Source organism: Streptomyces sp. NPDC098781 (genome assembly GCF_044759995.1).
Classification (GTDB): Bacteria; Actinomycetota; Actinomycetes; order Streptomycetales; family Streptomycetaceae; genus Streptomyces.
On the sequence record NZ_JBIWAK010000003.1, the window covers coordinates 579,773 to 600,258 of the forward strand.

Consider the following 20,486-nt stretch of genomic DNA (forward strand, 5'->3'; position numbering starts at 1 on the left):
CGAACGAACCCCGCCGCAGCACTCGCCGCCTCCCCGCCGCAGCCCTAGAGTGACGTACATCACGCCCGGCCGATGTTTCCCCTTCTCATCTCCACTCGGCCTCTGGAGGGCACATGACACACATCTCGGTGAAGGTGGACGGCACGACCTACGAGGACGACGTGGAGCCCCGTCTCCTCCTGATCCACTATCTGCGTGACCGCCTCGGCCTGACCGGCACCCCGATCGGCTGCGACACCTCCAACTGCGGTGCCTGCACGGTCGAAATGGACGGCACGGCCGTCAAGAGCTGCACCCTGCTCGCCGTACAGGCGGACGGCAGCGAGATCACCACGATCCAGGGACTCGCCACGAACGGGGAGTGGACGCGCCTCCAGCAGGCCTTCCACGAGCGGCACGCGCTCCAGTGCGGCTACTGCACCCCCGGGATGATCATGGCGGCCCGCGATCTGCTGCGTGAGCACCCGCACCCCACGCCGGACGAGGTACGCCACGGCCTGGAGGGCAACCTCTGCCGCTGCACGGGATACCAGAACATCGTCCAAGCCGTTCTGGACGCCTCCGAGGAAGAGGTCACGGCATGAGCGAGACCGTCGAACGCGAGGTCGGCCGCGCCCGGCCCCGCAAGGAGGACGCCCACCTGATCACCGGGCAGACCAACTGGACCGACAACATCAGCGTCAACGGACTGCTGCACCTGTCGATCCTGCGCAGCCCCATGGCCCACGCCCGCATCGACCGCGTCGACGTGTCGGCCGCGCTGGAACGCCCCGGAGTCGTCGCCGCGTTCAGCGGTCGGGACGTCGCGGAGGCGATGGGGTCGCTGCCCTGCGCCTGGCCCGTGGCGGAGGGCACCGTGGTGCCGGACCACCCGCCGATCGCCGTGGACGAGGTGCGCTACGCCGGCGATCCGGTGGCCGTGGTGGTGGCCCGCGACCGGTACACGGCCGCCGACGCCCTGGAGGCCATCGAGGTCGACTACACACCGCTGCCCGCCGCGCTCGACATCGAGGGCGCGCTGGCCGAGGGCGCCCCGCCGGTCCACACCGACAAGGACAGCAACCGCTGCTTCGACTACCGCACGGCCGACGGTGACTACGAGGCCGCCAAGGCGCGGGCCGACGTGGTCCTCACCCGCCGCTACCACCAGCAGCGCCTCATCCCGACCGCGATGGAGCCGCGGGCGGTCGTGGTCACCCCGCTCGCCGCGTCCGGCGAGTTCACGCTCTACTCCTCCACCCAGGTCCCGCACGTGCTGCGGGTCATGCTCGCCGTGACCACCGGTATCCCGGAGAACAAGATCCGCGTGGTCGCCCCCGACGTGGGCGGCGGCTTCGGCTCGAAACTCCAGGTCTACGGCGAGGAAGTGATCACCCTGGTGCTGGCCAGGCGCCTGGGCCGGCCGCTGAAGTGGACCGAGTCCCGCTCCGAGGCCAACGTCGCCACGCACCACGGCCGCGGCCAGGTCCAGGACATCGAGGTCGCCGCGCGCCGCGACGGCACGCTGCTCGGCCTGAAGGTCTCCCTGATGGCCGACATGGGTGCCTACCTGATGCTGCTCAGCCCCGGCATCCCGATCCTCGGCGCCTCGATGTACCCGGCGATCTACAAGTTCGGGGCCTACGAGTTCTCCTGCACCGGTGTCTTCACCAACCGCACGCCGATCGACGCCTATCGCGGCGCGGGCCGCCCGGAAGCGACGTACGCGATCGAGCGGATCATGGACGACCTGGCCGCCGAACTCGGCATGGACCCCGTCGACCTGCGGCGCCACAACTGGATCCGGCACGAGGAGTTCCCGTACACCACGATCGCCGGACTCACCTACGACAGCGGGAACTACGAGGCCGCCACCGACCGGGCGCTCGCCCTGTTCGACTACGACAAGCTGCGCGCCGAGCAGGCGGACCGCGTCGACCACGCGGACACCGTCCGCCTCGGCATCGGCGTCTCCACGTACACCGAGATGTGCGGCCTGGCGCCGAGCCGCTGGCTGGGCGAGATGAACTACGCGGCGGGCGGCTGGGAGGCGGCGAGCATCCGGGTGCTGCCCACCGGCAAGGTCGAGGTCATCACCGGCACCAGCCCGCACGGCCAGGGCCATGTGACGTCCTGGAGCCAGATCGCCGCCGACGTCCTGGGCGTGCCGTTCGAGGACGTCGAGGTCATGCACGGCGACACCATGCTGGCCACCCACGGCATGGACACCTACGGTTCGCGCTCGCTCGTCGTCGGGGGCGTCGCCGTCCACGAGGCCGCGCGCAAGGTGGTGGACAGGGCCCGCAAGGTCGCCGCCCACCTGCTGGAGGCCAACGAGGCGGACCTCGACTTCGCGGACGGCGCGTTCTCCGTCAAGGGCTCGCCCGAGGCACGCAAGACGATCCAGGAAGTGGCCTTCGCGACCTTCTCCTCGCACGACCTGCCCGACGGCATGGAACCGTCGATCAACGCCGATCACGTCCTGGACCCCGACACCTTCTCGTTCCCGCACGGCACCCACCTGTGCGCCGTCGAGGTCGACACCGAGACCGGTGCCCTGCACATCCGGTCCTACGTGTGCGTCGACGACGTCGGCAAGGTGATCAACCCGCTCATCGTGGAGGGCCAGCTGCACGGCGGCATCGCCCAGGGCATCGCCCAGGCGCTGTACGAGGAGGCCGTCTACGACGAGGAGGGCAACCTGGTCACCGGCACACTGGCCGACTATCTGGTGCCGGGCGCGCCGGACCTTCCCGAGTTCGTCTGCGACCGCACCGAGACACCGGCCACCTCCAACCCGCTCGGCGTGAAGGGGGTCGGCGAGGCGGGCACGATCGCCTCGACGCCGGCCGTGGTCAACGCGGTCGTGGACGCCCTGCGCCCGTTCGGCGTCCAGGACATCCGGATGCCCTGCTCGCCCCAACGGGTCTGGCAGGCACTGCGCTCCGCCGAGGAGGCGTCGGCATGATTCCCTCCGCGTTCGAATACGCAAGTCCCGGCAGCGTCGACGAGGCGGTGCGCACCCTCGCCGACGCGGGCGAGGACGCCAAGGTGCTGGCCGGCGGACAGAGCCTGCTGCCGCTGATGAGGCTGCGGCTGGCCTTCCCCGAGCTCGTCGTGGACGTCAACCGGATCCCCGAGCTGCGCGGCGTCCGGGAGGACGGCGACACGCTGGTCATCGGCGCCATGACCACGCACCACGACGTCATCGCGGATCCGCTGGTCCGGCGGCACGCTGGACTGCTGGCGGCCGCCACCTCGACGGTCGCGGATCCCGCCGTACGCAATCGCGGCACCCTCGGCGGCTCGCTCGCGCACGCCGACCCGGCCGGGGACCTGCCCGCGGTGGTGCTGGTGATGGACGGTGAGCTGGTGGCCCAGGGGCCGCGCGGGCGGCGCACCATCCCAGCCCGGGAGTTCTTCGTCGACTATCTGGAGTCGGCGCTCGCGCCCGACGAGCTGCTGGTCGAGGTCAGGATCCCGAAGGCGGACGGCTGGGGCTTCCGGTACGAGAAGTTCCACCGGATCGCGCAGGCCTGGCCGATCGTCGGCGTGGCGGCCCTGGTGCGCCGCGACGACGGGCACATCGCCGACGCACGGGTCGCGCTGACCAACATGGGCGCCACGCCGGTGCGGGCCTCGGCCGCCGAGCGGGCGCTGTCCGGCACGGGCGATCCGCAGGGCGTGGCGCGGGCCGCTCAGGAGGCGGCGGAGGGCACCCGGCCGCCCTCGGACACCTCGGCGTCACCCGCGTACCGCGCCCATCTGGCGCAGGTGCTGACCAAGCGGGCGGTGCTGGCGGCCGCCGGGATGGGGTGAACGACGATCACCATGGCGGACGGACCGATCGCCGGGTCGGACGGCCCGGAGCAGGTGCGGGCCCGCCTGGAGGAGACGGGTTACCTCGTCGACGACGGGCTGGCCATCGCCTGCTTCCTGGCCCTGCGGCTCGGCCGGCCGCTGTTCTGCGAGGGCGACGCGGGCGTCGGCAAGACCGCGCTCGCCGCCGCCCTCGCCGAGGCGCTCGACGCCCCGCTGATCCGGCTCCAGTGCCATGAGGGGATCGACGCCTCGCAGGCCCTGTACGACTGGGACTTCCCACGTCAGCTGCTGCATCTGCGGGCCGCCGAGGCGGCCGGTGTCACCGATGCCGAGCGGCTGGAGAGCGAGCTGTACGACCGGCGTTTCCTGGTGGCGCGGCCGCTGCTCAGGGCGTTGCAGACACAGCCGTCGGTGCTGCTGGTCGACGAGATCGACCGCGCCGACGACGAGTTCGAGGCGTTCCTGCTGGAGCTGCTGTCGGACTTCTCGGTCACCGTCCCGGAGCTGGGCACCCTGCGCGCCGAGACACCGCCGGTGGTGGTGCTGACGTCCAACCGCACCCGGGAGGTGCACGACGCGCTGAAGCGGCGCTGTCTGTACCACTGGTTCGACCATCCCGACTTCGCCCGCGAACTGGCCATCGTGCGGCGGCGGTTGCCGGGGGTGTCGGCACGGCTGGCCGAGCAGGTGACGGCGCTGGTGCAGCGGCTGCGCGGCCACGACCTGCTCAAACCGCCGGGTGTCGCGGAGACCATCGACTGGGCCGAGGCCCTGGACGCGCTCGGCGCGAACGAGGTCGACGCGGAGCTGGCGGTGGCGACGCTGGGGTCGGTGCTGAAGTACCGGGAGGACGCGGAGCGGGCACGGGGGCTGGACTTCGCGGCGGTGCTCGCGGCACGAGGGGCGTGACGGCCGTGCTCACCGGGGACGCCGCGCTGCTCGGCTTCGCGCGCGCCCTGCGGGCGGCGGGCGTGGACGCCAGTGCCGAGCGGGTGCACGCGTTCCTGTCCGCGGTGGACGTACTGCGGCCTCAGATGCGGGCGGACGTGTACTGGGCGGGGCGGCTGACGCTGTGCGGGGACCGGGACGACCTGGAGCGGTACGAGAGGGTGTTCGCGGCCTGCTTCGGCGGTGCGCGCCGCGCCGGCCGGTCGGTGACGGCTGCCCCGGCGCCCCGGCTCCGGGTCGTCGCGCCGGAGGCCGGGACGGGTGCCCGTGGCGAGACGACGGACGACCGGGAAGGTCCGCCGGTCGCCGCCCTCGCCAGCTCGGCCGAGGTGCTGCGCCACCGCGATGTCGCCGACCTGCTTCCCACCGAGCGCGAGCAGGTGCGCCGGCTGCTGGCCGCGTTCGCGCTGCGCGGCGAGACACGGCGCTCCGCGCGACGACGCCCCGCCCGGCGTGGAGCGGTCGACCCGCGGCGGACCGTGCGGGAGTCGCTGCGGCACGGCGGCGAGCCCGCGCTGCCGCGGCGGCACGCCCGCGCCGAGCGGCCCCGGCGGGTCGTGCTGATCGTGGACGTCAGCGGTTCCATGGCGCCGTACGCCGACGCGCTGCTGCGCTTCGCGCACGCCGCCGCGCGGGGCGGCCGTACGGAGGTGTTCACCATCGGCACCCGGCTGACCCGGGTGACCAGGGAGCTGTCGCACCGGGACCCGGATCTGGCGATGGCGGCCGTCGCGGCGGCGGTGCCCGACTGGCGCGGCGGCACCCGGCTGGGCGAACTGGTGCGGGCCTTTCTGGACCGCTGGGGACAGCGCGGGATGGCGCGCGGTGCGATCGTGGTGGTGCTGTCCGACGGCTGGGAGCGGGGCGATCCGGAACTGCTCGGCACCCAGATGCGCCGTCTGCACCGGCTGGCGCACCGGGTGATCTGGGCCAACCCGCGCAAGGCCCGCCCCGGCTACGCGCCCCTGGCCGCCGGGATGGCGGCGGCGCTGCCGAGCGTGGACGCGTTCGTCGAGGGGCACAGTCTGGGCGCCCTGGAGCGGCTGGCGGCCGTGGTGAGAGGAGCGGACGATGCGTGAGATTCTCCCGGTGCTCGGCGGCTGGTACGCGGCCCGGGTGCCGTTCGGACTCGCCACGGTGGTCTCCCGGAGCCGCAGCGCCCCGCGCGACCCCGGTGCCGCGATGGCCGTGGGCCCGGACGACGAGGTCGTGGGCAGTGTGTCCGGCGGCTGTGTCGAGGGAGCCGTCTTCGAGCTCGCGCAGGAGGTGGTGGCGAGCGGCGAGGCGCGGCTGGAGACCTTCGGGTACAGCGACGAGGACGCGTTCGCGGTCGGACTCACCTGCGGCGGCGAGATCACCCTGCTGGTGCGGTCCGTGACGCCCGCGAGCGATCCGTCGTTCGGCGAGGTCGCGCAGTCGGTCGCGGCGGGCGATCCGGTGACGCTGGCGACGGTGACCGACGGGCCGGCGCCGCGCGGGGCGACGCTGGCGGTGTGGCCGGACCGGGTCGCCGGCACGCTCGGCGCCGCCGGCCTGGACGTGGCGGTCACCGCCGACGCGCGCGGCGAACTCGCCCTCGGTGCCACGGGTCTGAGGCACTACGGCCCGCACGGTGAGCGCCGCGAGGACGCGGTCACCGTCTTTCTGCACTCGTTCGCGCCGCCGCCCCGGATGCTGGTCTTCGGCGCCATCGACTACGCGGCGGCCGTCGCCCGCATCGGGGACTTCCTGGGCTACCGGGTCACGGTGTGCGACGCCCGCCCGGTCTTCGCCACGCCGAAACGCTTCCCGCCCGGTGTGGAGGTGGTGGTCGACTGGCCGCACCGCTACCTCGGCGGCACCGACATCGACGAGCGCACGGTGATCTGTGTGCTCACCCACGACCCGAAGTTCGACGTGCCGCTGCTGGAGGAGGCGCTGCGGCGCCCGGCGGCGTATGTCGGGGCGATGGGCAGCCGCCGGACGCACGACGACCGGATGAAACGGCTGGCCGACGCCGGGCTCGACGAGGGCGAGCTGGCCCGACTGCGCTCTCCGGTCGGACTCGACCTCGGTGCCCGTACGCCCGAGGAGGTCGCCGTGTCCGTCGCCGCCGAGATCGTCGCGTTGCGGTGGGGCGGAACGGGCGTCCCGTTGACGGCCACGGCGGGCGACATCCATCCCTCCACGATCCATCCATCGTCGTAGCAGCCGGTTGGAGCAAGCCATGGAACTGCACCACGAGTTCACCGTTCCCGTCCCGGTCGACGAGGCCTGGCGCACGCTCCTCGACATCGAGCGGGTCGCGCCCTGTATGCCGGGGGCAAGCGTCGAGGAGTACGACGGCAAGACCGTGAGCGGCGCGGTGAAGGTCAAGGTGGGGCCGATCACCGTGACGTACAAGGGCAGCGCGGTCTTCGAGGAGCAGGACGAGACGGCGCACCGCATGGTGCTGATCGCCGGCGGCCGGGAGACCCACGGCCAGGGCACGGCACGGGCCACCCTGACCGGCACCCTGGAGGAGCGAGACGGCGGCACGGCCGTGTCGGTGCACACCGACCTCACGGTGACCGGCCGTCCCGCCCAGTTCGGGCGCGGGGTGATGGCCGAGGTGGGCGACCGCCTGGTCGGACAGTTCGCCGCATGCCTGTCGGAGCAGCTGACTCCGCCGCCGCCCGACGCACCGGTGGCGGAAGAGGAACCGGAGGCACCCCTCGACCTCCTCCGCGCGGCCGGCGTGCCGGTGGCCAAGCGCGCCGCGGCCGTGGTGGCGGCCGTGGTGGGAGTGCTGGTCGTGGCACGAGTACGGCGGTGGCGGCGGACGGGGCGGAAGTGACCCGGCTCCCGGCCGCACAAGGCGGGCGGAACGCGACGGCCGACGCGCCGAAGTGGCCGTACCCCGGACGGAACAGGCCCGGCAGGCAGTACTCCGCGCGCCCGTCGCAGCAGCTGACCGACCCGGCGCCCGGCGCGCTGGTGGCGGCTGGGGTGGAAGTGCTGGTGGCGGCGGACGGGGCGGAAGTGACCGGGTTCGGGGTGTGTAAGGCGGGCGGGAACGGGTAGGCGCCGCACAACGGAGGCTCACGCGCCTTCGGAACACAGCCTCTGAGCGGGAGGGAGGTCCATGACAGCGCATAAGCAGCGCCCGGGCCGCTTCCCAGAGCATGGAGCGGCCCGGTCCTAGTTCCCGGCCGTTCAGCGCCGAGGCAGCCGGTGCAGCTCCACGTCCCTGAGCAGGCCCTCTTCCACGGTCGCGGTCATGTAGGTGTGGTGGGGCTGCCGGCGGCGGTCCGTCGGGGAGCCGGGGTTGAGCAGCCGCAGACCTGAGGACGCGGTGGTGTCCCACGGGATGTGGCTGTGCCCGAAGACCAGGACGTCCAGGTCGGGATAGCGGGCGGCACAGCGCGCCTCGCGCCCTTGCGCGGGGCCGGTCTCGTGGACGACACCGAAACGCAGGCCGCCGAGTTCGGCGTAGGCCGTTTCGGGGAGCCGGGCGCGCAGGTCCGGTCCGTCGTTGTTGCCGTAGACCGCGACGAGCCTCGCGCAGCGGCTCTCCAGCAGGTCGAGGGTGGCCGTGTCGACCCAGTCCCCCGCGTGGAACACAACGTCGGCGCGCGGCAGTTCGGCGAGCAGCGCCTCCGGGAGGACCTTGGCGCGCTTGGGCAGGTGGGTGTCGGACATCAGCAGCAGACGCACTCCGTCAGGCTAATGGCGGGAGAGATCGGCGATCCGGATCGCCGTGGTCGAACGGTGGACAAAGGTGGTGACAGGGTTAGGATTTGGCCACGAGCATCACAATCCGACGTAAACGCACAGTGACCCCTAGGGGGACGGACCCGTATGCCGGTCAAGGTCAGCGTCGTCGTTCCCGTGTACAACCCCGGGGTCTATATCGAGGACTGCATCGCCTCACTGCTCCGACAGTCGCTGCCGCCCGACGAATACGAAGTGATCTTCGTCGACGACGGCTCCACCGACGACACGCCGGCCCGGCTGGACGCGCTCGCCGCCGCGGAACCCCGGGTGAGCGTCGTCCACCAGGAGAACTCCGGCTGGTCGGGCAAGCCGCGCAACGTCGGCATCGAGGCCGCCCGGGGCGAGTACGTGATGTTCGTCGACAACGACGACCACCTCGGCGACGAGGCCCTGAAGCGGATGTACGACTACGGCGTGGCCAACGGCGCGGACGTCGTCGTGGGCAAGATGGCCGGCAAGGGCCGCGGGGTCCCGGTGGAGCTGTTCCGCCGCAACCACCCGCGCGCCACCGTCGAGAACGCGCCGCTGATCGACAGTCTCACCCCGCACAAGATGTTCCGCCGCGCCTTCCTGGACGACATCGGTCTGCGCTTCCCCGAGGGCAGACGACGTCTGGAGGACCACGTCTTCGTCACGGAGGCGTACCTGCGCGCGGCCAACGTCTCGGTGCTCGCCGACTACGTCTGCTACTACCACGTGCGCCGGGACGACGCCTCGAACGCCGGTTTCCAGCGCTTCGACCCGGGCGGCTACTTCAAGAACCTCCGGGAGGCCCTGGACGTCGTCGAGCAGTACACCGAGCCCGGCCCGCTGCGCGACCGGCTCTTCCGGCGCTGGCTGCGCGTCGAGATGGTCGAGCGGATGCGGGCGAAGCGGCTCCTCGCCGTTCCGGCGGACTATCGCCGGGAGCTGTTCGAGGAGATGCATCAGGTCGTCGTGGAGCGCTTCGGGCCCGGCGTCGCGGCCGGGCTCCAGCCGACGCAGCGGGTCGTCGCCGCGCTGATCGCCGCGGACCGGTACGACGACGTGGAGGCCTTCGCCGAGTGGGAGGCCGGCATCGCTCTCACCGCCGTCCCGGAGCGCGTGGCCTGGGAGGACGGCGTGCTGCGGGTGGCCTTCACCGCCGAGTACGCCTCCGCCGGGGAGCCGATGACCTTCGCCGCCGGCACGGCCGACACGCCCCTCGACGGACCGCCGGAGGATCCGGCCGCGGCCGTCACCTGGGTCGGCGCGGACACCGTCGCCCGGTTCGGTCAGGCCACCGCCGACCTGCTGGTGCGCGAGCGGGTCAGCGGCGCCCAGTACTTCCAGCCGGTGGAGTTCACCCGGGAGGAGGTGCCGGCCGAGGACGACGCGGGCCGGATCCGCCTGGTACTGCGCGCGACCGCCGCCGTCGACCCCGGCACCCTGACCCGCGCCGGCCTGTGGGACGCCCATGTCCGGGTCAAGCTGGGCGGCTGGACCAAGGAATGCCGGCTGGGCCCGGCCCCGCGAGCGGGCCGCCCCACCCCGCCCCCCGGCCTGGTCGGCGGCCACATGGTGCTGCCGTACTGGACCTCCCCGCACGCCCATCTGGCCCTGGACGTCGACCGGGCGACCCATCGCCTGGGCTTCGGCGCCCTCGCACCGGCCGACGTCACGGCGTCGGGCGACCGACTCCGCGTACCGCTCCCCCTGCACGTCCCGCACGACGGCACCGAGGTGCCGCTGCGCCTCACGTCGCCGCCGACCGCCCACGAGGTGCCCGCCTCGCTGTCCCCCCAGGGGTCGGGCGCGCTGCTGGAGGCGAAGCTGCCCCTGGGCGAGCTGAAGGGGTCGACGTGGCGCGTGTCGCTCGGCGCGCCCGGCTCCCGTTCGCTGCCGCTGCCGCTCGCCCTGCGCGCCGGGGCCGGCGGGGTGCACGTCGTCCGCACCGCCCGCCCCGGTCCGTTGCGGCGGCTGGTGCGCAGGGTCCGACGCAAGCTCGGTACGACGGTGGGCCGGACGGCGACCCGGCTCCGGGCCCGCGCCGCCCGGTGGAGGTGACGGCATGCGGTCCCTCGGCATCGAAGGCGCCTGGGCGCTGGAGCCCAAGGTCTTCCCCGACGAACGGGGCAGCTTCCACGAGTGGTACCGGGGCGCGGAGTTCCGCGAGGCCACCGGCTACGACCTGTCGCTGGCCCAGGCCAACTGCTCGGTCTCCCGCTGGGGCGTGCTGCGCGGGGTGCACTTCTCGGACGTGCCGCCGGGACAGGCCAAGTACGTGACCTGTCTGCGCGGTGCCGTGCTGGACGTGGTGGTCGACCTCCGCGTCGGCTCACCCACGTTCGGCCGATGGGAGGCGCTGCGCCTGGACGACGACAGCCACCACGCCCTGTTCCTGGCGGAGGGCCTGGGCCATGCCTTCATGGCCCTCACCGACGACGCCACGGTGGTCTACCTGTGCTCGACGGGCTACGCCCCGGATCGGGAACACGGTGTGCACCCCCTGGACCCGGAGCTGGGCATCGCCTGGCCCGAGCACATCCCCCCGCTGCTGTCCCCCAAGGACGCGCAGGCCCCGTCGCTCGCGCAGGCGCGAGAGGCGGGGCTGCTGCCGTCGTACGAGGACTGCGCCACGCACTACGGCCGGCTGCGCGAGTCGTAGGGAGGCGGCGCTACAGCCTGCTCTCTGTCACCCCTTCGAGGGCCTTGCACAACGGCTCCCACCCGCGCGAGCGCCCGATCCCCAGCCTGCGCGCCCGGGAGAGCGGCTGCCAGAACCGCGCCCCGAGCAGCGCCTGCGGCGCCACCGCGGCCGCCCGGTCCAGGATCGCCTCCGGGACCTTCTGCGGGTCGGGCACGTCGTACTCGGCGACGATCTCGTCGTACCGATCCCGCAGCACCGTGCTGCGGGGGTCCGCGCCGAAGACGACGAGCTGACCGGTGGGCTGGGTGTCGACCAGGACGGTCACCAGATCGGGCCGGTACCGCCCGAGGATCTCGGCGATCTTGTACACGTCGCCGGTCCACGCCCCGGTGTGCCGGTCCCGTGCCGCCTCGTCGACGTTGCGGGGCAGCATGTCGTCGAAGACGATCACGCTCGTCCAGTCCGAGTGCCGCTCGATGTTCATGAAGTCCCGCAGCGCGTACTCGAACAGATGCATCCCGTCGATGAACGACAGGTCGAGGACGGTCCGGCGCCAGTACCCGAGCGGACTGCGCCCGCGCCGCAGGTTGCGTACGGGATGACGGCCGCCCTTGAGGTGGATGAGCGGGTTGTCGCGGGCGAAGAAGTCGTCGCTGGTGGCCTTCACCAGGTGCACGTCGCAGCGGATCTCCGTGACGACCTTGAAGGCGGGGTCGACGGCGATGGTGGGGACGCGGGACAGCCGCAGGCTGCGGCCGTCGTTGACGCCGATCTCCAGGTAGTTGCGGTTGCCGCTGACCTTGTGCAGCTCCCGCAGGAACTCATGGCGTTTCACGAAGGGTCTCCTTGCGGATCCGGGGCAGTGCTTCGTTCAGGGCGGCGCGCCAGTCGCGCGGGGGTGTGAGGCCGAGCCGCTGCCGGCGGCGGTGCGCGAGGACGCTGTACGCGGGGCGGGCCGCCGGCCGGGCGAACGCCTCGCTGGTGACCGGGCGCACCCGGTCGGGGTCGGCGCCGAGCAGCCGGAACACCTCGCGGGCCAGGTCGTACCAGGTGGCCTCGCCGGCGTTGGTGGCGTGCAGCACGCCGGTCACGTCACGGCCGACGCGCGGGCCGAGTTCGGCGATGAGCGCGGCGACGTCGGCGCTCCAGGTGGGCTGGCCGCGCTGGTCGTGGACGACGTCCACGGTGTCGCGGCCGGCCTCCAGCTCGATCATCGTTCGGACGAAACTGCGGCCGTGGACGCCGTAGAGCCAGGCGGCGCGCAGCACCGTGCTCGCGGCCGGGAGTTCGTCCGCCACGCCCTGTTCACCGGCCAGTTTGGTGCGGCCGTAGGCCGTGCGCGGGGCGGCGGGGTCGTCCTCCGCGTACGGAGTCCGGGCGTCGCCGGCGAAGACGTAGTCGGTGGAGAGGTGGATGAGCCGGGCGTCGTACGCGGCGCAGGCCTTGGCGAGCAGGCGCGGGCCGTCGCCGTTGACGCGCAGGGCGTTCTCCGTGTCCGTCTCGGCGTCGTCGACGGCCGTGTAGGCGGCGCAGTTGACGACGAGTTCGGGGTGCTGGTCGGCGAGGGCGCGGTCGACCGCGCGGGGGTCGGTGATGTCGAGCGCGGCATGGTCGAGGCCGGTCACCCGCTCGTCGCGGGCGCGGAGTTCCTCGACGACGTCCCGGCCCAGCATGCCGCCCGCGCCGGTGACCAGCCACCTCATCCGCGCTCCTCGCCCACGCGGCGTTTGAGGGGCTCCCACCAGGCTCGGTGGTCGCGGTACCAGTCGACGGTGGCGGCGAGGCCGGAGGCGAAGTCGTGGCGGGGCCGGTAGCCGAGTTCGGTGCGGGCCTTGCTCCAGTCGACGGAGTAGCGCAGGTCGTGCCCCTTGCGGTCCTCGACGTGCCGCACCCGGTCCCAGTCGGCGCCGCAGGCGGTCAGCAGCAGCGCGGTGAGGTCCTTGTTGCTCAGCTCGGTGCCGCCGCCGATGTTGTACACCTCGCCGGGGCGGCCCTCGGTGCGGACGAGCTCGACGCCGTGGCAGTGGTCGTCGACGTGCAGCCAGTCGCGGACGTTGAGGCCCTCGCCGTAGAGGGGGACCCGCTCACCGTCGAGGAGGTTGGTGATGAACAGCGGGATGACCTTCTCGGGGAACTGGTGCGGGCCGTAGTTGTTGGAGCAGCGGGTGACGCGGACGTCCAGGCCGTGGGTGCGGTGGTAGGCGAGGGCGAGCAGGTCGGAGGAGGCCTTCGACGCGGAGTACGGGGAGCTGGGCCGCAGGAGGTCCTCCTCGCCGGCGGAACCCGTCTCGACGGAGCCGTAGACCTCGTCCGTCGAGATGTGCACGAAGGGTTCGACGGCGTAGCGCAGGGCCGCGTCGAGCAGGGTCTGGGTGCCGAGGACGTTGGTGAGGACGAAGTCGCCGGCGCCCTCGATCGACCGGTCCACATGGGACTCGGCGGCGAAGTGCACGATCTGGTCGGCCTCGGCCATCAGCTTGTCGACCAGCTCGGCGTCCCGGATGTCGCCGCGCACGAACTCCAGCCGGGGATGGTCGAGTTGGAGGTTGTCGAGGGTGCCGGCGTAGGTCAGCTTGTCGAGCACCGTGACGCGTGGCGCGTCGGGTGCGTCCGGCGCGTCACGGGCGAGCAGGGTGCGGACGTAGGTCGAGCCGATGAATCCGGCGGCGCCGGTGACGAGAAGGTTCATGGGTGGATCTGCACCTTGCTGTGGTCTCCGAGGACGAGTCGGTGGGCGCTGGGGACGCTGGGCGCGGGGGTGACCTCGACGTGCCGGCCGATGAGCGAGGACTCGATGCGGCCCGCCCCGTGGATCGTGGCGTCCCGCAGCACGATGGAGAACTCCAACTCGCTGTCGGTGATACGGCAGTTCTCCGCGATGGACGTGAAGGGGCCTACGTAGGAGTCCTCGACGACGGTGCCGGCGCCGACCACGGCGGGCCCGACGATCCGCGAGTTGACGACGCGCGCCCCCTCCTCGACGATCACCCGCCCCACGGTCTGAGACGCCTCGTCGACCTCGCCGTCGATACGGCGGGTGAGGCCCTCCAGGACGGTCCGGTTCACCTCCAGCATGTCGGCGACGTTCCCGGTGTCCTTCCAGTAGCCCTCGATGACGGTGCAGCGCACGTCGGCGCTGGAGTCGATCAGGTGCTGGATGGCGTGGGTGATCTCCAGCTCGCCGCGCCAGGACGGTGTGATGGCGCGGACCGCGTCATGGATGACCGGGGTGAAGAGGTAGACCCCGACGAGGGCGAGATCGCTCTTGGGGTGTTCCGGTTTCTCCTCCAGGCCCAGGACCTGGCCGGCGTCGTCGAGTTCGGCGACACCGAACGCGCGGGGGTCCTGCACCCGCGTCAGCAGGATCTGGGCGTCGGGGCGGCCGCGCCGGAACTCGTCGACGAGGCCGGCGATGCCACCCACGATGAAGTTGTCGCCGAGGTACATCACGAAGTCGTCGTCGCCCAGGTAGTCCCGGGCGATGAGAACGGCGTGGGCGAGCCCCAGCGGGCGTTCCTGGGGGATGTAGGTGATCTGGAGACCGAACTTGGATCCGTCGCCGACGGCGTCCTGGATCTCCGGGGCGGTGTCACCGACGATCACACCGACGTCGGTGATGCCGGCCGCCGCGATCGATTCCAGGCCGTAGAAGAGCACGGCTTTGTTCGCCACGGGCACGAGCTGTTTGGCCGAAGTGTGCGTGATCGGCCTCAAGCGCGTACCGGCACCGCCGGACAGCACGAGAGCCTTCATCGGTTCACCTTAGCCCCGATTCGGCCACTTTGACGGTGCATGGTTGGCTTGTTCGTCATCGGCGAGCCGTCCGACGTTCACCCGAATGTCGTCTCAGTCGCCCAATGCGATCTCGCTCCACACCTGTTTTCCGCCACTGATCGGCACGCTTCCCCAGGCCGTCGAAACGGCCTCGACCAGGAGGATCCCCCGGCCGCCGGTGGCCTCCCAGCTCACTCTGGTCGGTCTGACGGGGGTGCGGGGCGAGGCGTCGGCCACCGCCACGCGCATCCGCTGGTTGACGAGCGTGAGGTCGAGGCGCACACGGCCGTCCGTGTGCACGAGGGCGTTGGTGACGAGTTCGGAGACGACCAGCAGGACCGTGTCCCGGTCCCGCGGCGGCACGCCCCAGGCGCGCAGGGTGCGGCGGGTGAAGCGGCGGGCGTGGCCGGCCGCCTGCGGGACCCGCCACACCGTCCAGCGCTCCCGCAGCGGCCGCACCGCCATGCCGTCGTAGCGCATCAGCAGCAGCGCGATGTCGTCGGTGCGGCGTGCGCCGACCAGCAGCGCGTCGGCCACGAGGCCGAGGTGGGCGGGGTCGGAGCGGGCGAGTTCCCGGGCGAACCGGTCCATCCCGGTGTCGAGGTCGGAGTCGGCGGATTCGACGAGGCCGTCGGTGGTGAGGGCGACGACGGTGCCGGGGGCCAGCCGCAGGGGGCTCATCGGGAAGCCGACCTGCCGCAGCACGCCGAGCGGCGGCCCGCCCTCGGCCTCGGCTATCCGGGTGCTGCCGTCCGGCCGGCGCAGGACCGGCGGGAGGTGACCGGCGCGTACGCACCAGGCGGAGCCCTCCTCCAGGTCGACGTCGACGTAGCAGCAGGTGGCGAAGAGGTCGGTCTCCATGTCCATGAGGAGGCGGTTGGCGTGGTCGACCACCACGTCGGGCGGATGGCCCTCGGCGGCGTAGGCCCGCAGCGCGGTGCGCATCTGACCCATGAGGGTGGCGGCGGCGGCGCTGTGGCCCTGGACGTCGCCGATGACGAGGGCCACGTGGTTGTCGGGCAGCGGTATCACGTCGTACCAGTCACCGCCGACCTCCAGCCCGGCCGTGGTCGGCAGATAGCGGGCGACGGCCTCCGCGCCGGGCAGCCGGGGCAGTCTGCGTGGCAGGAGCTGGCGCTGGAGCATGCCGACGAGTTCGTGCTCGGCGTCGAAGGCGTGGGCCCGCAGCAGGGCCTGGCCGGCGAGGCCGGCGGAGGCGGTGAGCAGGGCACGCTCGTCGGCGCCGAACTCGTGCGGCTCGTCCCAGCCGATCAGACAGGCGCCTGCCACCCGGTCCCCGGCGGGCAGCGGCAGCACGGCCAGCCCGCCGGGGCCGACGTCGGCGAGGGCGGGTTCCAGCGGGGTGCCGGCGGGCCAGATGTGGGCGCGTCCCTCGCTCAGGGCGGCGGCCAGGGTGGGCATGGCGCGTACCGGCGCGTCCGGCCATTCGGTACGCCACTCCAGGCGCCACACTTCCGGCCAGGACTCGGGGTCGGGCGGGTCGAGGACGGTGACGACGAGCCGGTCGTGCTCCAGTTCGGCGAGCGCGATGCGGTCGGCGCGCAGCGGCTTGCGCAGGGCGGTGACGACGGCCTGGCTGACGTCGCGGACCGTGCCGGCGGTGGCGAGAGCGGCGGCGAGGCGCTGGACGCGGGCCACATCGGTGATCTCGGGGCGCAGCGTGGAGGCGTCGGCGACGGTGCCGACGAGGCGGGCGGGGTGGCCCTCGCCGCCGGGCACGAGACGGCCGCGCAGCCGCAGCCACTTGGGCGGGCCGGTGCGCTGGAGGGCTCGGAACTCCAGTTCGCGGTCGCCGATGGACATGTGGTCGGCCTCGACGACGGACATCAGCGACGGCAGGTCCTCGGGGACGGTGCGGCCCAGCAGGGTCTCGACCTTGCCGTCGAACTCCCGCGGGCCGAGGCCGAACAGCGCGAGGATCTCGTCGCCGACCTCGACGCGGCCGGTGTCCATGGCGAGGCTGAAGGCGTCGGCCGGCAGTTCGCCCCCTTCGACGGGGGCGCGCGGGGCGGGCAGGGCGACGGCCGCGGCGACGAGTTCCAGGGCTTCCCGGTTCTCGGCGTCGAACCCGCCCGCTCTCTCGCTCGCCGCGAGCAGGCAGCCGCCGCCGTCGCCGTGGACGGGCAGCGCGGCCAGGGAGAAGTCTCCCGAGGGGGCCCGCCGGGACTCGGCGCGCCCGGCGAGCTGGCGTGGTCCGAGCCAGACGGCACGGCGCTCGCGGTGGGCGTCGGCCATCGGGGACCGCCCGCTCAGGGCGTAGGCGTCCCGCAGCCCGTAGAGGGTCCGGGGCACACCGACGGACTCGGTGAGGCAGAGCAGTTCGCCGTCCTCGCTCGGCGTGTACACGGCGACGAAAGAGGCCGCGCCGAAGACCAGCGCCAGTTCGAGGACCCTCCGCAGCCGCTCGGGCGAGTCCGGGTCGACGGAGAGCGCCCTCAGGGCTCCTTCGGCGCGCGGACCCCGCGTCCTGGGTTCCGCGGTGCCCTCACTGACCACGTCCGCCATTACAGCGCCAAATGAGCCATCTGCGCAGCCCCCGTGACCATTCCACGTCGCGGCCAGGGGCGTCGGACGCTCGAAAGGCGCCGAACATGTCTTTACCCATGCGTTCCGCACGGCGATCTCGTGACAGCCGTGACTGTCCGTGGCCGCCCGGCCACTGGAAGGCTCGGTGCCGCACCGGCGGAGGGGGACGCGAGGCATGGACAAGCGCTACGAGGTGTACGCGCTGGCCGACAGGCACTTCTACGAGACGCCCGACCGGCTGTCCGCGGCCGGACAGGGGCCCGCTCCCCTGTTCGAGACGGCGCGCCGTGAGGTCCCGGAGGGCTGGCGGGCTGCGCGGATCGGCGACTGGCTGACGCTGGCGCCGCTCGACGCGGACGGCAACGCGCTGCCGGACCGGGATCAGGGCTGGAAGATCCATGTCTCGGCGACCCTGGCGAACGCGGAGCAGATCGCGCGGATCGTGTGGGACTACTGCGTCCCGCGGGCCGTCGCCTTCAAGTTCGTGCCCGGCCGGCATCTGCTGCACCTGCGCAACGCCAAGTACGCGGGCCGGGACGCCAGCGGCAAGTTCGTCACCGTCTACCCGGCCGACGAGGAGCAACTGCACACGGTGCTGCGCGAGTTGGGGCGGCTGCTGGAGGGTTTCGAGGGGCCGTACATCCTGACCGACCTGCGCTGGGGCGAGGGCCCGCTGTACGTCCGCTACGGCGCCTTCGCGCGGCTCTTCGTCGTCGACGAGCGCGGTTCGCTGGTGCCGGCCGTGCGCGACGGCGCCGGGCTGCTGGTGCCGGACCGGCGGGCGCCGTCCTTCCAGGTGCCGGAGTGGGTGACACTGCCGTCCTTCCTCGAACCGCATCTGGCGGCCCGCAACACCACGACGGTGGGCGAGTTGCCGTACCGCATCGAGAAGGCGCTGCACTTCTCCAACGGCGGCGGCGTGTACGCGGGCACCGACACCCGGGACGGACGCAAGGTCGTCCTGAAGGAGGGCCGGCCGCACGCGGGGCTGGCCGCCGACGGGGCGGACGCCGTGGCCCGGCTGGAGCGGGAGAGATCCGCGCTGGAGCGGCTCGCGGGCACCGGGGTGGTGCCCGAGGTGCGCGACTGGTTCCTGCTGGGCGACCACCGCTTCCTGGTCATGGACTTCGTGCCGGGGCGCACCCTCAACTCCTTCTTCGCGGAACGGCATCCGCTGATCGGCCCGGACCCCGATCCGAGTGCGGTGGCCCACTACACGGCCTGGGCGCTGCGCATCCACGGTGCGGTCGAGCGTGCCGTGGAGGCCGTGCACGAGCGCGGGATCGTCTTCAACGACCTGCACGTGTTCAACATCATGGTCGCGCCCGACGAGGAGTCGGTGTCCCTGCTCGACTTCGAGGCGGCGGCCCCGGTCGAGGAGCAGGGCCGCCAGGTCGTCGCGCACCCGGGTTTCCTGGCCCCGCCCGACCGCCGGGGCGTGGACGTCGACCGCTATGCGCTGGCCTGTCTGCGGCTGGCGATGTTCCTGCCGGTGACCACGCTGTTCGTGGTGGACCGCGACAAGGCCGCGCACCTGGCGGAGGTGATCGCGGGTCAGTTCCCGGACGTGCCGCGGCGGTTCCTGGACGAGGCGGTCGCCGAGATCACCCGGGACGTACGGGACCCCGTCTCGCCGTCGCCGTCCCTCTCCCGTCCGACCGCGGCGTCGTTCGTGGAGCCCGGCGACTGGCCCTACAGCCGTGACTCCATGGTCAAGGCGCTGCTCGCCTCGGCCACTCCGGAGCGCGAGGACCGGCTCTTCCCCGGCGACGTCGCCCAGTTCTCGGACGGCGGCGGACTGGGCCTGGCCCATGGCGCGGCGGGCGTGCTGTACGCCCTGGCCGCGACCGGCGCCGAACGCTACGACGAGGGCGAGCGCTGGCTGCTGGAGCGCACCGATCCGCCCCCGGTGGGCACCCCGCTCGGCCTGTACGACGGTCTCGCGGGCGTGGCCCACGTCCTCGACCTGCTCGGGCACCGGCAGCGGGCCCTGGACCTGATCGACACGGTCCTGTGCGAGAGATGGCAGCGCCTGTCCTCCGACCTGCGCGGCGGGCTGGCCGGGCTGGGGCTCGTCCTGGACGGGCTGGCACACGCCACCGGCGAACCGGAGCTCCATGAGCGGGCGGCGCAGGCCACGGAGATCCTGGTGCGGCGGCTGGCCGAACCGGCCCCGGAAGGCCCCCGGCCGCGCGCCGGGCTGATGCGGGGCGCGAGCGGCCCGGCCCTGTTCCTGCTGCGGCGCTACGAACGGACCGGCGACCGGCGGCTGCTGGACGCGGCCGGTGAGGCATTGCGCCGGGACCTGGCCTGCTGCGTCGAGCAGAAGGGCGGCTCGCTGGAGGTCGACGAGGGCTGGCGGACCATGCCGTACCTCGGTGACGGCAGCGTGGGCGTGGGGATGGTCCTGGACGACTACCTGGCCCACTCGTGCGAGGGGACCCTCCCACCGGAGCGGGACATCGCCGATGCCGATGCCGACCCCGGTGCTCACGACCGCGCCCGTGCCGGCATCATCACGGCCGCCACCTCACGCTTCTACGCACAGCCCGGCCTGTTCCAGGGACGCGCCGGGATGATCCTCCATCTCAGCCGCACGACCGCGCCGGGCGCCGGCGCCGACCGGCTCGCCGCGCAGATCGCCGGGCTCGGCTGGTACGCGATGCCCTACCAGGGCCAACTGGCCTTCCCCGGACACCAGATGATGCGGCTCTCCATGGACCTGGGCACCGGAACGGCCGGGTGCCTGCTCGCCCTCCAGGCGGCGCTCGGCGCCGACACCGAGGGCGCGGCCCCGGCCCACCTGCCCTTCCTGCCGCCGCCACGGCGGCACCACGAACGCGGCTCCGCAACCTGACGGAGTCGTGACACAACCCCGTCCCCATAAAGAGAAGAGGACACGACATGGCACTGCTCGACCTGCAGACGATGGAGACCGAGGAGTTCACCGGCGGCGGCAGCGTGGCCAGCCTGCTGCTCTGCGCCAGCCAGGCCAGCATCACGCTCTGCCTCTGACGCACATCGTGCAGTCGCGGCCCCGGGCGGTTCCCCTCCCTCACGGGAAGGGCCGCCC

General features: G+C 72.8%; 17 protein-coding genes. 11 read left to right on the forward strand and 6 right to left on the reverse strand.

The features are described from left to right. Nucleotides 1-113 precede the first annotated feature (113 nt). The 7 genes from ACIQWG_RS14335 to ACIQWG_RS14365 are packed head-to-tail and all read left to right on the forward strand — an operon-like array spanning nucleotide 114 to nucleotide 7,564. Complete coding sequence (locus ACIQWG_RS14335; protein WP_404094696.1) at nucleotides 114-584, forward strand: (2Fe-2S)-binding protein; 471 nt, start codon at nucleotides 114-116, stop codon at nucleotides 582-584. Then, nucleotides 581-2,947, forward strand: coding sequence for a xanthine dehydrogenase family protein molybdopterin-binding subunit (locus ACIQWG_RS14340; RefSeq protein ID WP_404094699.1), 2,367 nt, complete (start codon nucleotides 581-583; stop codon nucleotides 2,945-2,947). The genes ACIQWG_RS14335 and ACIQWG_RS14340 overlap by 4 nt, the downstream gene beginning before the upstream one ends. Then, a complete protein-coding gene (locus ACIQWG_RS14345; RefSeq protein ID WP_404094701.1) occupies nucleotides 2,944-3,798 on the forward strand; it encodes an FAD binding domain-containing protein in 855 nt (284 codons plus the stop codon). The genes ACIQWG_RS14340 and ACIQWG_RS14345 overlap by 4 nt, the downstream gene beginning before the upstream one ends. A gap of 12 nt (nucleotides 3,799-3,810) precedes the next feature. Then, a complete protein-coding gene (locus ACIQWG_RS14350; protein WP_404094703.1) occupies nucleotides 3,811-4,710 on the forward strand; it encodes an AAA family ATPase in 900 nt (299 codons plus the stop codon). Further along, nucleotides 4,707-5,828: a VWA domain-containing protein gene (locus ACIQWG_RS14355; RefSeq protein ID WP_404094706.1), complete on the forward strand. Its 1,122-nt coding sequence runs from the start codon at nucleotides 4,707-4,709 to the stop codon at nucleotides 5,826-5,828. Before ACIQWG_RS14350 ends, ACIQWG_RS14355 begins: the two co-directional genes overlap by 4 nt. Further along, nucleotides 5,821-6,936 (forward strand): XdhC family protein, encoded by a 1,116-nt coding sequence (locus ACIQWG_RS14360; RefSeq protein WP_404094709.1) that lies wholly within the window; start codon nucleotides 5,821-5,823, stop codon nucleotides 6,934-6,936. The genes ACIQWG_RS14355 and ACIQWG_RS14360 overlap by 8 nt, the downstream gene beginning before the upstream one ends. A 19-nt stretch (nucleotides 6,937-6,955) precedes the next feature. Next, entirely contained in the window at nucleotides 6,956-7,564 is a 609-nt protein-coding gene (locus ACIQWG_RS14365) for an SRPBCC family protein (protein WP_404094711.1), read from the forward strand. A gap of 359 nt (nucleotides 7,565-7,923) precedes the next feature. Here the strand turns inward: ACIQWG_RS14365 and ACIQWG_RS14370 are convergent, their stop codons facing one another. Continuing rightward, complete coding sequence (locus ACIQWG_RS14370; RefSeq protein WP_404094714.1) at nucleotides 7,924-8,424, reverse strand: metallophosphoesterase family protein; 501 nt, start codon at nucleotides 8,422-8,424, stop codon at nucleotides 7,924-7,926. 144 nt (nucleotides 8,425-8,568) lie between these two features. On the opposite strand from ACIQWG_RS14370, the gene ACIQWG_RS14375 reads away from it, so the two are divergent. Together ACIQWG_RS14375 and rfbC are read left to right on the forward strand one after the other, a co-directional pair. Beyond that, nucleotides 8,569-10,509 (forward strand): glycosyltransferase, encoded by a 1,941-nt coding sequence (locus tag ACIQWG_RS14375; RefSeq protein ID WP_404094717.1) that lies wholly within the window; start codon nucleotides 8,569-8,571, stop codon nucleotides 10,507-10,509. Nucleotides 10,510-10,513: 4 nt separating this feature from the next. After that, nucleotides 10,514-11,110: a dTDP-4-dehydrorhamnose 3,5-epimerase gene (gene rfbC / locus ACIQWG_RS14380; RefSeq protein ID WP_404094719.1), complete on the forward strand. Its 597-nt coding sequence runs from the start codon at nucleotides 10,514-10,516 to the stop codon at nucleotides 11,108-11,110. A gap of 10 nt (nucleotides 11,111-11,120) precedes the next feature. Here rfbC and ACIQWG_RS14385 read toward each other — a convergent pair whose 3' ends face one another. The 5 genes from ACIQWG_RS14385 to ACIQWG_RS14405 all read right to left on the reverse strand — a co-directional run bounded on the left by ACIQWG_RS14385 (nucleotide 11,121) and on the right by ACIQWG_RS14405 (nucleotide 17,392). Beyond that, the gene (locus ACIQWG_RS14385) at nucleotides 11,121-11,927 is read right to left on the reverse strand and encodes a class I SAM-dependent methyltransferase (protein ID WP_404094722.1); all 807 of its coding nucleotides are present in this window, start codon (nucleotides 11,925-11,927) and stop codon (nucleotides 11,121-11,123) included. Beyond that, nucleotides 11,914-12,795, reverse strand: coding sequence for a dTDP-4-dehydrorhamnose reductase (rfbD, locus tag ACIQWG_RS14390; RefSeq protein ID WP_404094724.1), 882 nt, complete (start codon nucleotides 12,793-12,795; stop codon nucleotides 11,914-11,916). Before rfbD ends, ACIQWG_RS14385 begins: the two co-directional genes overlap by 14 nt. Next, a complete protein-coding gene (gene rfbB, locus ACIQWG_RS14395; protein ID WP_404094727.1) occupies nucleotides 12,792-13,781 on the reverse strand; it encodes a dTDP-glucose 4,6-dehydratase in 990 nt (329 codons plus the stop codon). Before rfbB ends, rfbD begins: the two co-directional genes overlap by 4 nt. Next, nucleotides 13,778-14,845 (reverse strand): glucose-1-phosphate thymidylyltransferase, encoded by a 1,068-nt coding sequence (locus ACIQWG_RS14400; RefSeq protein WP_404094729.1) that lies wholly within the window; start codon nucleotides 14,843-14,845, stop codon nucleotides 13,778-13,780. Before ACIQWG_RS14400 ends, rfbB begins: the two co-directional genes overlap by 4 nt. A 93-nt stretch (nucleotides 14,846-14,938) precedes the next feature. Next, nucleotides 14,939-17,392: a SpoIIE family protein phosphatase gene (locus ACIQWG_RS14405; protein ID WP_404094731.1), complete on the reverse strand. Its 2,454-nt coding sequence runs from the start codon at nucleotides 17,390-17,392 to the stop codon at nucleotides 14,939-14,941. A 196-nt stretch (nucleotides 17,393-17,588) separates the two neighbouring features. Between ACIQWG_RS14405 and lanKC the strand changes: the two genes are divergently transcribed. Then, nucleotides 17,589-20,270 carry a class III lanthionine synthetase LanKC gene (gene lanKC, locus ACIQWG_RS14410; RefSeq protein WP_404094733.1) on the forward strand — a complete coding sequence of 894 codons (2,682 nt, stop codon included), beginning with the start codon at nucleotides 17,589-17,591 and terminating at the stop codon, nucleotides 20,268-20,270. Between the two features lie 47 nt (nucleotides 20,271-20,317). Continuing rightward, complete coding sequence (locus tag ACIQWG_RS14415) at nucleotides 20,318-20,428, forward strand: SapB/AmfS family lanthipeptide (RefSeq protein ID WP_404094736.1); 111 nt, start codon at nucleotides 20,318-20,320, stop codon at nucleotides 20,426-20,428. Nucleotides 20,429-20,486: the final 58 nt, after the last annotated feature.

What these genes read in the sequence shown, in the direction of transcription:
- ACIQWG_RS14335 (WP_404094696.1), top strand. Translation starts at nt 114, where the DNA reads ATGACACACATCTCGGTGAAGGTGGACGGCACGACCTACGAGGACGAC.
- ACIQWG_RS14340 (WP_404094699.1), top strand. Translation starts at nt 581, where the DNA reads ATGAGCGAGACCGTCGAACGCGAGGTCGGCCGCGCCCGGCCCCGCAAG.
- ACIQWG_RS14345 (WP_404094701.1), top strand. Translation starts at nt 2,944, where the DNA reads ATGATTCCCTCCGCGTTCGAATACGCAAGTCCCGGCAGCGTCGACGAG.
- ACIQWG_RS14350 (WP_404094703.1), top strand. Translation starts at nt 3,811, where the DNA reads ATGGCGGACGGACCGATCGCCGGGTCGGACGGCCCGGAGCAGGTGCGG.
- ACIQWG_RS14360 (WP_404094709.1), top strand. Translation starts at nt 5,821, where the DNA reads ATGCGTGAGATTCTCCCGGTGCTCGGCGGCTGGTACGCGGCCCGGGTG.
- ACIQWG_RS14365 (WP_404094711.1), top strand. Translation starts at nt 6,956, where the DNA reads ATGGAACTGCACCACGAGTTCACCGTTCCCGTCCCGGTCGACGAGGCC.
- ACIQWG_RS14375 (WP_404094717.1), top strand. Translation starts at nt 8,569, where the DNA reads ATGCCGGTCAAGGTCAGCGTCGTCGTTCCCGTGTACAACCCCGGGGTC.
- rfbC (WP_404094719.1), top strand. Translation starts at nt 10,514, where the DNA reads ATGCGGTCCCTCGGCATCGAAGGCGCCTGGGCGCTGGAGCCCAAGGTC.
- rfbD (WP_404094724.1), bottom strand. Translation starts at nt 12,795, where the DNA reads ATGAGGTGGCTGGTCACCGGCGCGGGCGGCATGCTGGGCCGGGACGTC.
- rfbB (WP_404094727.1), bottom strand. Translation starts at nt 13,781, where the DNA reads ATGAACCTTCTCGTCACCGGCGCCGCCGGATTCATCGGCTCGACCTAC.
- ACIQWG_RS14400 (WP_404094729.1), bottom strand. Translation starts at nt 14,845, where the DNA reads ATGAAGGCTCTCGTGCTGTCCGGCGGTGCCGGTACGCGCTTGAGGCCG.
- ACIQWG_RS14405 (WP_404094731.1), bottom strand. Translation starts at nt 17,392, where the DNA reads ATGGCGGACGTGGTCAGTGAGGGCACCGCGGAACCCAGGACGCGGGGT.
- lanKC (WP_404094733.1), top strand. Translation starts at nt 17,589, where the DNA reads ATGGACAAGCGCTACGAGGTGTACGCGCTGGCCGACAGGCACTTCTAC.
- ACIQWG_RS14415 (WP_404094736.1), top strand. Translation starts at nt 20,318, where the DNA reads ATGGCACTGCTCGACCTGCAGACGATGGAGACCGAGGAGTTCACCGGC.